This is a genomic window from Plantactinospora mayteni (assembly GCF_016862935.1).
Lineage (GTDB): Bacteria > Actinomycetota > Actinomycetes > Mycobacteriales > Micromonosporaceae > Plantactinospora > Plantactinospora mayteni.
Map to the genome: position 1 here is coordinate 142,841 of NZ_BONX01000010.1, position 14,409 is coordinate 157,249.

The following is a 14,409-nucleotide window of genomic DNA, read 5'->3' on the forward strand; positions in this document are numbered from 1 at the left end:
CCGACCCAAACCGGAAAGTGCCTCCCGGGCAGTGCGGCTAGGGGCGTACGACCAGCAGCGGGATCGTCATCTCGGTGGCCGTACACGAGCCGTGGTAGGCGACCAACGTCGTCTCGATCGGGTTGTGCGTCTTCGAGGCGAGTACGACGGTCGGGGCGAGGCAGGCGACCACCACGTCGCCGATGCGGGGCAGGTGTGCCTCGGGTACCGGGCCGAACCAGCCGGCCGCGACCGCCTCCTCCCGGGTGGCGACCCACGCCTGCTCGCCGAGCACCGCCGTCCAGGCGGCCACCACGTCGGCGGTCGCCCCGGGCAGGGTGTGCAGGTAGCGGACCCGGGCCTCGCCGGCCACCACCCGTAGCCCGGCGCGCAGCCGGGGATCGGTGTCGAGGTCGTAGCGTCCCTCGGCCGGGATGTCGAGCTGGCCGTGGTCGGCGGTGACCAGCAGCGCGGCGTCCGGCGGCAGCCCGTCGACCAGCCGGGCGACCAGCGCGTCGACCTCGGCGACGGCGGAGCGCCAGTCGGCGGAGTCGATGCCGCTGCGGTGGCCGTGCCGGTCCACCTCGGGGTGGTAGCCGTAGACCAGGGTCGGACCGTCCCCGGCGGTGAGCGCGCCGAGCATCTCGGTGGCCAGCGCGTCGGCGTCGTCCGCGCCCCGGTGCGCCCCGCTCCGGTAGGCGGCCACGCTCAGCCCGGTGTGCGCCAGCGCCGGCCGGGTCACCACGGTCACCGCGACCCCGGCCGCCTCGGCCCGCTGCAACTGGGTCGGCAACGGCTGCCAGCGGCGCGGATCGGGGTCGTCGCCCGATCCGGCGGCGGGCGTGGGCACCGGATCTCCGAGCGGGGACCCGGGAAGTTCCGGCCCCGCCGGGTTCGCCGGCCCTCCGGCACCGGGGAACGGGTCACCGCCGGGCAGTTCGACGGCGCCGGTGGGTGGCCAGGAGCCGCTGGAGCGGTCGCCGCCGACCGGTGAGCCCGGGCCGCCGCCGGGGAAGTTCGGGCCGTCGACCCGCGACCTGGGCCAGTCGATGTGCGTGAGTACCCGGTCGGTGCCGGGCACGTTGACCCGGAAGCCGAGTACGCCGTGCGCGCCGGGCGCGGCCCCGGTGCCGAGGCTGACCAGGCTGGTCGGGGTGGTGGACGGAAAACCGCAGGTGAGCGGGCGTCCGAACCGGGCGGCCAGGTCGGTCAGCGTCGGCGCGTGCGGGGCGGCGGTCGGCAACTGGTACCAGCCGAGCCCGTCGACCAGCAGCACCGCGATCCGGCGTACCCCGGCCAGTTGGTCGGCCAGCCCCAACGGGTCGGCCCGGTCGACGCCCAGCACGGACAGGGCGCTGGGCAGCACGTCGGCGAGGCTGCCGCCGAAGTAGTGCGGACGGACCAGGCCGAGTGGGTCGACGGGGTCGACGGGGTTCGTCATGCCGGGCGGCGGGCGAACAGGTGCAACTGGGCGGCGATGTCCCGGTACGGCGGCAGGGCCGAGGCGGCCAACTCCAGGTCGAGCAGGGCCGGCGAATCCGCCTCGGCGGCCACCGCCGGGACCAGGTCGGCGAAGACGCGTACCCCGTGGGTCTGCTCGACCGCCAGCCCGGCGGCCTCCAGCAGCGCGGCGGCGCCGTCGGCGTCGTAACGCCGCCGCAGGGTGTCCCGGGGCCCGGCGTGCCCGTCCGGGTCACGCAGCAGCGCCGCCGCGACGTCGAGGTGGCCGTTCGTGACCCGGCTGAGCACGGCAGCCGCCCGGTTCGCCACCAGTACGCTGGCCGCGCCGCCCGGGCGCAGCGCAGTGCCGATCGCCCCGACCACCCCGGCCGGATCGTCGACCACCTCCAGTACGGCGTGACAGAGCACCAGGTCGGCGCTGGCCGGCTCGACCAGTCCGGCGAGGGCGTCACCGTCGCCCTGCACCGCGCGTACCCGATCGGCGACCCCGGCCTCGGCGGCCCGCCGGGTCAGCGCGGCGAGCGCGTCCGGGCTGGCGTCGACCACCGTCACCCGGTGGCCCGCCTCGGCCAGTGGCACCGCGAAGCCGCCGGTCCCGCCGCCGACATCGAGCACGGTGAGCGTCCTGCCCTGCTGCCGGGCAAGCTCACGGCGCAGCACGGTCCAGACCACGGCGGTACGCGGGCCGCTCGCCGGGCCGGCCGGACGGCTCTGAGTTCGCTCCACCCGACGAGCCTAATGGGCCGGCTAACGGAAGTCGCGGGAGGCGGGCGTGACCGGTGGGGTGATCGCGTCGAGCCGGTCGGCGACCAGGTTGGTCACCCCGTCGTGCTTCTCCAGCTTTCCCCGCACGACCAGGGCGGTGCTGGTCCGGGCCACCTTCCGGTAGCGCTGCCACAGCCCCGGTGAGCAGGTGACGTTGAGCATGCCGGTCTCGTCCTCCAGGTTGATGAAGGTGACCCCACCAGCGGTGGCCGGGCGCTGCCGGTGCGTGACGATGCCGCCGACCCGGACCCGCTGCCCCGGGTCGAGCCGGGCCAGCCGGGCGATCGGCACCGCGCCGACCGCGTCGAGCTGGGGCCGGACGAACTGGGCCGGATGGCTCTCCGGGGAGAGCCCGGTGGCCCAGACGTCGGCGACCAGCCGGTCCACCGCGTCCATCCCGGGCAGGGTCGGCGCCTCCGCCCCGGCGATGGTGCCGGGCAGCCGGTCCGGCTTGTCCTGCGCGGCGGCGCCGGCCGCCCAGAGCGCGGCCCGCCGGGTCAGCCCGAAGCAGGCGAAGGCGTCCGCAGTGGCCAGCGCCTCCAGGTGCGCGGCGGAGAGTCCGGCCCGGCGGGCCAGGTCGGCCATGTCCCGGTACGCCCCGTGTGCGGTCCGCTCCCGCTCGATCTTCTCCGCCAGGTCGTCGCCGAGGGTACGCACGCTGGCCAGCCCGAGCCGGACCGCCGGACCGCCCAGCCCCCACTGGTGCGGCGGCTCGCCAGGCTCGCTCCCCCACCGGGTCTGGAGGGTGGATTCCAGGGTGGCCTTGGCATTGCTGGCGTTGATGTCGGGGCGGCGTACCTCGACGCCGTGCCGGCGGGCGTCGTCGACCAGGGTCTGCGGCGAGTAGAAGCCCATCGGCTGGGCGTTCAGCAGCGCGGCCAGGAACGGCGCCGGATGGTAGCGCTTGAGCCAGGAGCTGGCGTAGACCAGGTAGGCGAAGCTCATCGCGTGGCTCTCCGGGAAGCCGAAGCTGGCGAAGGCGGAGAGTTTGAGATAGACGTCGTCGGCGACCTCGCCGGTGATGCCCCGCTCGGCCATCCCGGCGTAGAGCCGGTCCCGGATCTGCGCCATCCGCTCGGCCGAGCGTTTCGACCCCATCGCCCGGCGCAGCTCGTCGGCGCCACCGGCGTCGAAGCCGGCCAGGTCGATCGCGAGCTGCATCAACTGCTCCTGGAAGAGCGGCACCCCGAGGGTCTTCTCCAGCGCGTTGCGCATCAGCGGATGCGGGAAGGTGACCTTCTCCAGTTTGTTCTTGCGCCGGATGTACGGGTGCACCGAGCCGCCCTGGATCGGGCCGGGCCGGATCAGCGCCACCTCGACCACCAGGTCGTAGAACTCCCGGGGCTTGAGCCGGGGCAGCGTGGCCATCTGGGCCCGGCTCTCCACCTGGAACACCCCGACCGAGTCGGCCCGGCAGAGCATGTCGTAGACCTCGGGGTCGTCCAGGGACATCGCACTCAGGTCGAGGGTCGATTCGATCATGTCGTACGCGTAGTGCAGCGCCGAGAGCATGCCGAGGCCGAGCAGGTCGAACTTGACCAGCCCGACGCTGGCGCAGTCGTCCTTGTCCCACTGGAGCACGGTGCGGCCGGGCATCCGCCCCCACTCGACCGGGCACACCTCGATCACCGGCCGGTCGCAGATCACCATCCCACCGGAGTGGATGCCCAGATGTCGCGGAAAGGTCTGCAACTCGTTGGCGTACGCGACGACGTGCTCGGGGATGTCCTCCACGTCGACCGCCGCCACGCTGCCCCACCGGTCGATCTGCTTGCTCCAGGCGTCCTGCTGGCCGGGCGAGAAGCCGAACGCCTTGGCGATGTCCCGCACCGCCGACCGCGGCCGGTACGAGATGACGTTGGCGACCTGCGCGGTGTGCTCCCGACCGTATTTCTCGTACACGTGCTGGATCACCTCCTCCCGGCGGTCGGACTCGATGTCGACGTCGATGTCGGGCGGGCCGTCCCGCTCCGGTGCGAGGAAGCGCTCGAAGAGGAGCCGGTGCCGGACGGCGTCCACATTGGTGATCCAGAGCGCGTAGCAGACCGCCGAGTTGGCCGCCGAACCCCGGCCCTGGCAGTAGATGTCGTTGTCCCGGCAGAACTTCACGATGTCGTAGACCACCAGGAAATAGCCGGCGAAGCCGAGCGCCTCGATCATCCCCAGCTCGTGGTCGAGCTGCCGGTACGCCTCCGGGTGCGCGTCGCGCGGGCCGTAGCGCTGCAACGCGCCCTTCATGGTCAGCTCGCGCAGCCAGCTCATCTCGGTGTGTTCGGGCGGCATCGGATGGTAGTCCGGCAACCGTGGCGCGACCAGGTTGAGGTCGAAGGCCAGCTCGGCGCCGAACTCGGCGGCCCGGGCCACCGCGCCGGGATAGGCCGCGAACCGGGCCGCCATCTCGGCCCCGCTGCGCAGGTGGGCGGTACCGGCCGCCGGCAGCCAGCCGTCGATCTCGTCCAGACTGCGCCGGGCGCGTACCGCCGCCAGCGCGGTGGCCAGTCGGCGGCGGGACGGGGCGGCGTAGTGCACGTTGTTGGTGGCCACGGTGGGCAGCCCGGCCGTACCGGCCAGCTCGGCGAGCGCGTCGTTGCGGTCGGAGTCGTACGGGTCGCCGTGGTCGGTCAGCTCCACCGCCACCGTCTCCGGCCCGAACAGCGCGGTCAACCGGTCCAGCTCCCGGGCCGCCGCCTCGACCCCCTCGGTGAGCAGCGCCGCCGGCACCGCCCCCTTCCGGCACCCGGTCAGCACCAGTACGTGATCCTGCAACGCCTCGGCGACCTCTTCCAGCTCGCCGTAGACCGGGCGGCCCTTCTCGCCGCCGCGCAGCTGCGCCCGGGCGATGGTGCTGGCCAGCCGGGCGTACCCCTCGGGGCCGTGCGCGAGCACCAGCAGGTGCCGGCCGAGCGGGTCCGGTTCGCCGTTCTGCGGGCCGGGCAGCCCCAGCGACAGCTCGGCGCCGAAGATGGTGGGCAGCCGCAGTGCCCGGGCCGCCTCGGCGAACCGCACCACCCCGTAGAACCCGTCGTGGTCGGTCACCGCCAGCGCGGTCAGGCCCAGCCGGGCCGCCTCCTCGGCCAGCTCCTCCGGATGGCTGGCCCCGTCGAGGAAGCTGAAGTTGGTGTGCGCGTGCAGTTCCGCGTACGGCACCGCGCCCTCGGCCGGGGCGGGCAGCTCGGGTGCGGTGTAGCCGGGGCGCTTGCGGGTCCAGGCCGGGGAGTCTCCGCCGTCGGCATCGACCGCGAGCGGGTCCACCACGCGCAACCGGGGCTCGCCCGGACCACCCGGACCACCCGGATCGCTCGGACCGCCCGGCCTGGCCGGTCGACCGGAGAGCGCGCGTTCCAGCTCCGACCAGGGCATGTCCGGATTGTGAAAGCTCACCGCACCGCCCACCCGGTCACAGACCACCCGGTCACAGACCACCCGGTCACAGACCGCCTAGTCACAGACCGCCTAGTCATAGACGGCCTCCACCCACCACCGGCCGCCGGCCAGGGAGAGCAGCAGCGCCGTACCGTCGGTCAGTCCCACCTGGAACCGGGCCCGCCGCCGGGCCTCCGCCGGGGCCCACCAGCGCTCGTCGACCGGCCACGGACCGGCCCAACCGACGATCTCCACCGGCGCTCCGGGCGCCACGGATCCGGCCCCGTCCACCGCCGGGACAGCCACCTCCAGCCGGGCCGGCGGGGCGCTGACCGCCAGCCGGGCGGTCACCCGGACGAGTTCCCCGGCGGCGTCGTAGACCGCCGCCGGCAGCGGCTCGGGCAGCACGACCGCCGGCGCGGGAGACGGCAGCCGGCCGGGCCACGGCGGAGCCGCCGGCCGACCGGGCGCCCGTTCGTCGCCCCAGGGCACCAGCCGGGTCTGGTCGGCCGGGGACCGCCCACCGCCGAGCACCGCGGTCAGCACCGATTCAGGGCCGAGGATGCCCTGTACCCGGTTCAGCGCCCGGTGCGCCCGCTCCCGTTCCGCCCCGGTCTCACCCCACAGTCCCGGTTGCAGACCGACGTGCGCCAGCACCCCCTCGGGGACCAGGCGCAGCCGGATGATCCCGGCGGTCGGCCGGGGCGGGCCGACCCGTCCGGAGCCGGGACGCCGGCTGGTCCCGGTCAGCCAGCCGTCGAGCTGCCAGCGCACCCGGTCGGCGATCGCCGCCGCGGTCAGCAGCCCGTCATGCCGCCAAACCCGGCGCAACTCCTGGCCGTGCGCGGTGACCGCCTCGATGCCGAGCCGGGTGCAGGCCAGCCCGTGCCCGCCGAGCGTCTCGTGCAGCCGCTCGGCGAGCGTCCGCGCGGCGAACGCCGCCGCGTCGACCCGGTCGAGCGGATCGTCGTACGTCTCGGTCACCGCCAGGTCGGGCGGCGGGCGCCGGACCGCGAGCGGCCGGTGGTCCTGGCCGGCGGCCAGCCGGTGGGCCAGCGTCCCGTCGAACCCGAACCGGGCCAGTACGTCCCCGGCGGGCAGCGCCGCGAAGTCGCCCAGGGTACGCAGCCCGAGCCGGCGCAGCAGATCGGTCAGCCCCGGCCGACCCAGCGCCTCGACGGGCAGCCCGGCGAGGAACCCGGCGGTGTCACCGGGCGGGACGACCCGACCGGACCGGGCCGCCAGCCCGGCGGCGAAGACCCCGTCGGCGATCCCGATCTGGCTCTCCACCTCGCAGGTCTGCGCGACGTGCTCGACTATCCGCTCGGCGGCCCGCTCCTCGCCGCCGAAGTATCGGCTCGGGCCGCGCGCGGCGACCGCACACGCCCCCGGTCGGATCACCTCGACCCCGGCCACCACCTCCTCGACGGCGGCGACCACCGGCTCGAAGGCGCGTACGTCCCGGCCGGGGTCGTGGTCCAGTACGGTCAGCCGGGGGCAACGGCTCTGCGCCTCCCGCTTACGCAGCCCCCGGCGTACGCCCTCGGCGCGGGCGGAGGCGGAGGCGGCGACCACCCGGTTGGCGTACAGCACCGCGACCGGGGTGGCCGCCGAGACCCCGTCGACGATCTCCGCCGCGATCACCGGCCAGTCGGGGCACCAGAGCAGCATCGTCCGCACCGGCGCCACCGCACACACCTCCCTCGACCAGCAGATATGCGATCTTAGAACGTGTGTTCGACTCACGGTGGCCCACCCCGACAAAGGGCTCGGCCGCCTCGTGGCCGAGCCCTTTGTCAGCAGGGCACGGATCTGTTACTGCCGTTGCGGGGTGAGGCGTACTCGCCGTAGTAGTTGGGCGTTGAGGGCGACGACGATGGTGGAGGCGGACATCAGTACCGCTCCGATGGCTGGGCTCAGGGTCAGTCCTGCCCAGGCCAGTATCCCGGCGGCGAGGGGGATCGCGACGATGTTGTAGCCGGCGGCCCAGGCCAGGTTCTGCAGCATCTTCCGGTACGACGCCTTGGAGAGTCGGATGACGCTGGTGACTCCTCGGGGGTCGGAGGAGGCGAGTACGACGCCGGCGGATTCGATTGCCACGTCGGTGCCGGCGCCGATCGCGATGCCGACATCGGCGCGGGCCAGCGCCGGGGCGTCGTTGACCCCGTCGCCGACCATCGCCACTGTCAGGCCCCGGGCTTGGAGGTCGGTGACCGCCTTGTCCTTGTCGGCGGGCAGGACCTCGGCGTACACCTCGTCCACCCCTGGCCGGAAGCCGAGGTCGGCGGCGACCGCCTCGGCGACCGGCCGGGCGTCCCCGGTGATCATGACAATCTTGTCCACTCCCTGGTCGCGTAGTTGGCTGATCGCCTGCCGGGCCTCGGGGCGGATCTCGTCCTCCAGCGCCAGCGCGCCGATCACGTCGGGGCGTCCGTCGGTGAGCCGGAGCAGGTGCAGCACCGCCGCTCCTCGCTGGGACCATTCCCCGCTGGTGGCGGTGACCTCGGCGGGCACCTGCGCGTCGAGTTCGCGCAGCAGGGTCGGGCCGCCGACGGCGTACCGGGTGCCGTCGATGCTGGCCTGTACGCCCCGGCCGGTCAGCGAGCGGAAGTCCGATGCGGACGCCGGTCCGACGGGGGCGGCGGCGGTCACGATTGCCCTGGCGAGAGGGTGTTCGCTGTCGGCCTCCACGGCTGCGGCCAGTCGTAGCACCTCGTCGGTGGTGTGGCCGGGGGCGGCGGTGACGCCGGTGACGGTGTGGGCGCCCTTGGTCAGGGTGCCGGTCTTGTCGAACAGCACCGCCTGCACGGTACGCATCCGTTCCAGTGCGAGTCGGTCCTTGACCAGGATGCCGGCCTTGGCCGCCACCGCGGTCGACAGGGAGATCACCAGTGGGATGGCCAGCCCGAGGGCGTGCGGGCAGGCGATCACGAGCACGGTCACGGTGCGTACGACGGACTCGTCGAGGTCGCCGAGCGCCCACCAGGCCGCGAAGGTGAGTACGGCGGCGGCCATGGCGACGTAGAACAGCAGCGCGGCGAACCGGTCGGCGAGCACCTGGGCTCGGCCGCCAGCGGCCTGGGCCTGGGCGACGAGGCGCTGGATACCGGCCAGCGCGGTGTCCTCGCCGACTGCCTCGATCCGGACCCGGATCGCCGAGTCGGTCGCGACCGTGCCGGCGACGACCCGGTCGCCGGGCGCGCGGTGGACCGGCCGGGACTCGCCGGTGATCATGGATTCGTCGAGTTCGGCCTCGCCGTCGACGATCCGTCCGTCGGCCGGTACCCGGGCACCGGAGCGGACCAGCACCACGTCGCCGACGGTCAGGTCCGTGACCGGGACCGGCTGCACCTGGCCGTCGTCGGTGAGGCGTTCGGCGTCGTCGGGCAGCAGCGCGGCCAGGGCGGCGAGCGCGCCCCGGGCCTGACCGATGGCCTTCATCTCCTGCCAGTGCCCGAGCAGCATGATGGTGACCAGGGCGGCGAGTTCCCACCAGAAGTCGAGGTCGAACGCGCCGAGGCTGGTGGCCAGCGAGGCGAGGTAGGCGACGGTGATCGCCATCGAGATCAGCAGCATCATCCCGGGGGCACGGTCACGCAGCTCCTGTACGCCGCCGGCCAGGAACGGCCAGCCGCCGTACCAGAAGACCACCGAGCCGAGCACCGGGCCGACCCAGGACATGCCAGGGAAGTCCAGGCTGTAGCCGAACCAATCCATCACCATGTGGCTGGTCACCACGATCGGGACCGTCAGGGCCAGGCTCAGCCAGAACTTGCGCCGGAACGTCTCCGGGTCGTGGCCGGCGTGCTTGTCATGTCCCTGGTGACCCCCATGACCGGGCGGACCGTGATCATCGTGTCGGTCGTGCCCGCCCGGTGTTCGCGTGCCGCTGTCTCCGGCGTGCCGTCCTGCGGATTCGAGGTCCGCTTGTGCTGCGTGCGTGTGGTGTCGCATTTTCGAGCACCTCCTTGCCTCAAACCATACCCCCCGGGGGTATGTTGGCAAAGTTTGATCTCCGTGACGCGACCCACACCTTCCTGACGCCGCGTGCACCCGGGTGGGCGGACCAAGTGGCCGCCGCAGGATCCTCCGGTGGCTAACATGACGTTGATGACCGCCGCCATTCGCGTCCAGCTCCGCCGATCACTCGCGGTGATCCGCGTGGTGGCGGTACTGGCCGGGCTCGTCGGGCTGATCTTCATGCATCAACTCGTCGGTACCCCGATCGCGGACGGTCATCACTCGTCGCCTGTCGCCGTCGAGGAGACGGAGGGTTCCGGGCACCAGAATCTGGCGGGTCTGGACCCTCCGAGCGCTGTGCTTGCCGGGTCGGACACACACTGTCCGCCCGACGATCCCCACTGCCCTGGGCTGCCGCACGGGCACCCGGGGCAGGTATGCCAGGTCACCGCGCCGAGTCACGGGCCGGCCGCGTCGGTGCCGGCCTTCCTCCCGGTCCCTGGCCCGCTGCCGGCGCTGGTAGCCGTGTCGTCTCCACAGACAGCGGCGAACGAGGCCGCCGAAGGCAGCGGCTGCGGTCCTCCGTCGCTGGCCGGACTCTCCATCTGGCGCATCTAGGCCGACTCCCGGCCCGGTAACCGATCCCACCTGGTCACCACGTGGGACGTCGGGCATCCCGTCATGACTATGAACGGCTATCAGGGAGTCGACAACCCATGCGCGTCAACCGACCCATCGTTCGATCTGTCGTACTGACGGCCGCCGCGATCGGCGCCGTCGCCATCACCGCCGCCTGCGGCGGCAGCGGACACGGCAGCGGCCACACCACCGAACAGCCGGCCGCCAACCCGACCAGCGCACCGGCCTCCACGGCCGGGCACAACCAGGCGGACATCGCCTTCGCCCAGGGCATGATCCCGCACCACCAGCAGGCCGTGCAGATGGCCGAACTAGCGGAAAGCCGGGCCAGCGATCCGCAGGTCAAGTCCCTGGCCAGCAAGATCAAGGCAGCTCAGCAGCCAGAGATCGACCAGATGACCGCCTGGCTGCGGGAGTGGGGCATGCCGACGGCGCCTCCGTCCACGGGCGGGCACACCACGCACGGCAGCGCTCCCGGCGGCGCCACGCCAGGAATGATGACCGACCAGGACATGGCCGCCATGGAACGGGCCACCGGCAACGAGTTCGACCGGATGTTCCTGGAGATGATGATCCGCCACCACCAGGGCGCGGTGCAGATGGCCACCACCGAGACGGCCCAGGGCCAGAACCCGGCGGCGAAACGCCTCGCGGAGAAGATCAACGCAGACCAGACAGCGGAGATCAGCCAGATGCAGAACCTGCTCAACAACCGGTAGAGCAGCACGGTCCGGCGCGTCGGTTCGCGGCGCGCCGGACCACCACACGTCGGCCGCACCCTGCCGCCGCTGCCTACTCGACGAGGGGTGTCCCGGCACCAGTTCGTGCCGGGACACCCCTCGTCCGCCGGTTAGAGGACAACCTTGTCCGGGACGGCATCCCCGGGCACGCCACCACGGCGCCCACTCGTCGCCGTGGGCCGGCCGGTGCGGAGCGTGAGCGCGGCGAGCAGCGCCCCCGCGCCGGCGATCGCGGCCGCGCCGAGGAACGCGGCCGAGAACCCGTCGGTCAGCGCGGGCAGGTCACCGAGTTGCTCGGCGCCGTACGAGGCGGCCACCGCGGTCATCGCGGCCAGACCGAGCGCGGAGCCGACCTGGTAGCTGGTCCCTGGCCTGGCTCCGTCTCACAGCTGGCACACATCACAAGCCTCCTATATACGGCTACCCCGTAGGGGGGACGGAGATTCCTCGACTACGCCACGCCCCGTTCCGGCCTTCGCCATCGGTATCACCGGGATCACGTCTTCTGACAAGTGTCCGCCGTCGCCGAATCGAGGCACCCGAACCGAATAACGGAAGTGCGATGACTCACATCATCGGTGCAATTGTTTGGCAGCCGAAAGGCGCTCCTCGTAGCGTCGTCGCCGCCCGGTTCGGTTGTCAGTCATTCATCAATGATGTCGAGTCGGGCCCGCCTAATCGCCAACAGGCGAGCCGGGGACCCATCGCACCTCGGGGTGAATCCGACGGCCTAGCAGCCAGGTAGGGCAGATCTTCCCCGCCCGAACCCGTCAGCTAACCCGGTAGGCGGCACGGGAAGGAGACAACACGGTGCCCGAAGAACCATTCCGCAATCTGTTCCGACCTGGCGCACGTCGCCGGGTGCAGAAGGTGGCTCTACTGTCCGCCGCCGTCGTGACGGCCGCATCGGCCGCGACGGCTGGGGCGCTGCTCAACCAGCCGTCCACTCCAGCGGACACCGGCAGCACCACGGCCGCTTCACTCATTCCGCCCGCTGCCGCCCCCAACCCAGACACCGACACGTCCGCCAGCCCCAGTTCCGGCCCGCAGGCGACCAGTGAGAAGCCGCAGCCGGCCGAGCCGAAAGCTCCCGCGGAGAAAACGCTCGACGTCTCGTTCGAATACCAGCCCAACTTCTACTACTGCGGGCCCGCCGCCGTACGCAACGCCCTGAGCGCCCGCGGGATCGATGTGAGCCAGGACGAACTCGCCCGAGGTCTGCGGACCACGGTCAACGGAACCGACTCCGCCGAGGACACGACCCGCGTCCTGAACGATGTGGTCGGCAGCGACCGGTACCGCACCAGCGTGATCCCTGGCGAGGACGCCACACCCGCACAGATGGACCGGCTCCAGGCCGACGTGGTGCGGGCCATCAGCAGCGGCTACTCCGTCGTGGCGAACATCGTCGGCGGCGAGACCGACGCCGACGGGACGTGGCACGACTTCCCGGGCGGCCACTACATCGCGCTCGTCGGCTACAGCGATGACGGCCGCATGGTGAAGGTGTCGGACTCCTCCGGGATGTTCGGCCCCGCCAGCTACTGGATGAGCACGATCAACATGGCGAACTGGATCGGGACACGCGGCTACTCCGCCTGACAGCACCAATCCCCGGCTTCGCCATCAGCACGGACAACAGCACAGGCCAGGTAGTGGTGCCGGTGGGCCGGGTCAACTGGACCCGCCCACCGGCAATCCCGCGTGATCAGCCACCCCGCAGGCTGTGCTCGTCGCAGTCGGGGGTCAGCCGAACCCGCAGGTGGCTGCCGTGTCCTCGGTAGCGGGCGGCATGGTCGGGCCACGGGCGGGATGGTCGGCCCGATCGGGCCATCGGCGGGATGGTCGCCCAGGTCAGGCCACGGGCGGGATGACCGCCTCGATCAGGTGCGGGCCGGGCTCGGCGACGGCTCGGGCGAACTGCTCGGCCAGTTCCTCGGCGGTGCTGGCCCGGCTCCCGGGCACGCCGAACGCGCGGGCGAGCCCGACGAAGTCGATGTCGGGGCCGGTGAGGTCCAGCAGCCGGTTGGTGTGCGGGTCCGACGCCCCCGCTCCGAGGTGCTGCCACTCCTCTCGCAGGATCGCGTAGGAGCGGTTGTTCAGGATCACGTTGGTGATGTCCAGGTTCTCCCGGGCCTGGGTCCACAGCGCGGACAGGGTGTAGATGGCGCAGCCGTCGGCTTCGAGCGCGATCACCGGCCGATCCGGGGCGGCGACGGCGGCGCCGACGGCCAGCGGCAGGCCCTCGCCCATCGCACCGCCGCACATCGCCAGGACGTCGTGCCGGGGTGCGCCGGCGGTCGCCGCCGACAATCCGATGCCGGAGCTGATCGTCTCGTCCACCACGATCGCGCGTTCGGGCAGCAGTGCCCCGATCACCGCCGGCCAGGTGTCGACGGTGAGCGGCCCGGACGGCATCGCCGGACGGCCCGCCGCGGTCACCACCGGTTCACGGTCGGGAGCGACCAGGTCGGCCAGCGCGGTCAGTGCGGCGACCGCGTCCTGGCCGACCTCGGCGAGGACGTGCGTCTGCGCGCCGTCCGGTACGAGGCGGCTCGGCTTGTCGGGGTAGGCGAAGAAGGCCACCGGTACGGAGGTGCCGGCGACGATCACGTGTCGTACCCCGTCGAGTTGCCGCAGGACCTGGTCGGGATAGAAGCCGAGCCGGGGGAACGACGGCAGTCCCGCCCCGTGTTCCAGCCGACTGGAATAGGTCTCCAACAGGACCCGGGTACCGGTCCCGGCGGCGATCCGGCTCGCCGCGCACAGTCCGGCCTCCCGGCCCAGCGGACCGCCGATGACCAGCGCCGACGGTTCTCCGCTGCACAGCACCCCGGCGACCTGCTCGATCAGCCTCGGGGCGACCGGCGGTACGGGTCGGATCGGCGTCGCCGGTCGGTTCCCGTCGCCGTCGGCGGCGACACCGTCGGACCAGGACACGTCCGCCGGCATGATCAGGGTGGCGATCTGGCCCGGTGGTTCGAGCGCTTCCGCGAGCGCCGACACCGCGTCCTGGCGTACCGCGGCGACGTTCGCCGGTCGGCGGACCGGTCCCCGCAGCGAACGGGCCACGGTCTCGATGTCCGACTCCAGGGGCGGGTCGTACGGCTTGTGGTAGGTCGGGTGGTCGCCGACGATGTTCACGATCGGCGTGTTGGCCCGACGGGCGTTGTGCAGGTTCGACAGGCCGTGGCCGAGGCCCGGCCCGAGATGCAGCAGCGTCGCGGCGGGCTTGCCCGCGATCCGCGCGTACCCGTCCGCCGCACCGGTGGCCACGCCCTCGAACAGACCGAGTACGGCACGCATCCGGGGCACCTTGTCCAGTGCACCGACCAGGTGCAGTTCGGTCGTACCCGGGTTGCTGAAACAGACCTCGACCCCGGCATCGGCGAGGGTACGCAGCAGCGACTCCGCCCCGTTCACCACCGCCACCCCCTCCGACCCCGCCGCCGCCCTGGCGGCAGCCCGGCGGTGGCGGAAGACTCCTAGCAGCAGGCTAACC

Annotated in this window: 10 protein-coding genes, 1 pseudogene and 1 riboswitch; of the genes and pseudogenes, 3 read left to right on the forward strand and 8 right to left on the reverse strand. The window is 72.6% G+C overall.

Features of this window, described 5'->3' with window-relative positions:
- Positions 1–37: 37 nt before the first annotated feature.
- The 6 genes and pseudogenes from Pma05_RS43950 to Pma05_RS10120 form a co-directional block, all read right to left on the reverse strand.
- Positions 38–829: an alkaline phosphatase family protein gene (locus Pma05_RS43950; protein ID WP_372441449.1), complete on the reverse strand. Its 792-nt coding sequence runs from the start codon at positions 827–829 to the stop codon at positions 38–40.
- Between the two features lie 192 nt (positions 830–1,021).
- A pseudogene (locus tag Pma05_RS43955) lies at positions 1,022–1,420 on the reverse strand (alkaline phosphatase family protein); the annotation flags it as partial.
- Entirely contained in the window at positions 1,417–2,166 is a 750-nt protein-coding gene (locus Pma05_RS10105; RefSeq protein WP_203857068.1) for a methyltransferase domain-containing protein, read from the reverse strand. The gene Pma05_RS10105 and the pseudogene Pma05_RS43955, both read right to left, overlap by 4 nt.
- Positions 2,167–2,187: 21 nt before the next feature.
- Complete coding sequence (locus Pma05_RS10110; RefSeq protein ID WP_203857069.1) at positions 2,188–5,586, reverse strand: error-prone DNA polymerase; 3,399 nt, start codon at positions 5,584–5,586, stop codon at positions 2,188–2,190.
- Between the two features lie 72 nt (positions 5,587–5,658).
- Complete coding sequence (locus Pma05_RS10115; RefSeq protein WP_203857070.1) at positions 5,659–7,257, reverse strand: DNA polymerase Y family protein; 1,599 nt, start codon at positions 7,255–7,257, stop codon at positions 5,659–5,661.
- A 126-nt stretch (positions 7,258–7,383) separates the two neighbouring features.
- The gene (locus Pma05_RS10120; RefSeq protein ID WP_203857071.1) at positions 7,384–9,522 is read right to left on the reverse strand and encodes a heavy metal translocating P-type ATPase; all 2,139 of its coding nucleotides are present in this window, start codon (positions 9,520–9,522) and stop codon (positions 7,384–7,386) included.
- Between the two features lie 156 nt (positions 9,523–9,678).
- On the opposite strand from Pma05_RS10120, the gene Pma05_RS10125 reads away from it, so the two are divergent.
- Together Pma05_RS10125 and Pma05_RS10130 are read left to right on the forward strand one after the other, a co-directional pair.
- Positions 9,679–10,146 carry a DUF6153 family protein gene (locus Pma05_RS10125; protein ID WP_203857072.1) on the forward strand — a complete coding sequence of 156 codons (468 nt, stop codon included), beginning with the start codon at positions 9,679–9,681 and terminating at the stop codon, positions 10,144–10,146.
- A gap of 98 nt (positions 10,147–10,244) precedes the next feature.
- Positions 10,245–10,886: a DUF305 domain-containing protein gene (locus Pma05_RS10130; RefSeq protein WP_203857073.1), complete on the forward strand. Its 642-nt coding sequence runs from the start codon at positions 10,245–10,247 to the stop codon at positions 10,884–10,886.
- Between the two features lie 131 nt (positions 10,887–11,017).
- Here the strand turns inward: Pma05_RS10130 and Pma05_RS42460 are convergent, their stop codons facing one another.
- Complete coding sequence (locus Pma05_RS42460; RefSeq protein ID WP_239312104.1) at positions 11,018–11,233, reverse strand: hypothetical protein; 216 nt, start codon at positions 11,231–11,233, stop codon at positions 11,018–11,020.
- Between the two features lie 335 nt (positions 11,234–11,568).
- Positions 11,569–11,711, forward strand: a riboswitch (cyclic di-AMP (ydaO/yuaA leader).
- Positions 11,712–11,777: 66 nt separating this feature from the next.
- On the opposite strand from Pma05_RS42460, the gene Pma05_RS10140 reads away from it, so the two are divergent.
- Positions 11,778–12,509 (forward strand): C39 family peptidase, encoded by a 732-nt coding sequence (locus tag Pma05_RS10140; RefSeq protein ID WP_239312106.1) that lies wholly within the window; start codon positions 11,778–11,780, stop codon positions 12,507–12,509.
- A 252-nt stretch (positions 12,510–12,761) separates the two neighbouring features.
- Here the strand turns inward: Pma05_RS10140 and Pma05_RS10145 are convergent, their stop codons facing one another.
- A complete protein-coding gene (locus Pma05_RS10145) occupies positions 12,762–14,330 on the reverse strand; it encodes an acetolactate synthase large subunit (protein ID WP_239312108.1) in 1,569 nt (522 codons plus the stop codon).
- Positions 14,331–14,409: the final 79 nt, after the last annotated feature.

Bases quoted from the DNA above. Each gene is read 5' to 3' on its own strand.
- Pma05_RS10130 (WP_203857073.1), top strand. From the start codon at position 10,245: ATGCGCGTCAACCGACCCATCGTTCGATCTGTCGTACTGACGGCCGCC.
- Pma05_RS42460 (WP_239312104.1), bottom strand. From the start codon at position 11,233: ATGACCGCGGTGGCCGCCTCGTACGGCGCCGAGCAACTCGGTGACCTG.
- Pma05_RS10125 (WP_203857072.1), top strand. From the start codon at position 9,679: ATGACCGCCGCCATTCGCGTCCAGCTCCGCCGATCACTCGCGGTGATC.
- Pma05_RS10120 (WP_203857071.1), bottom strand. From the start codon at position 9,522: ATGCGACACCACACGCACGCAGCACAAGCGGACCTCGAATCCGCAGGA.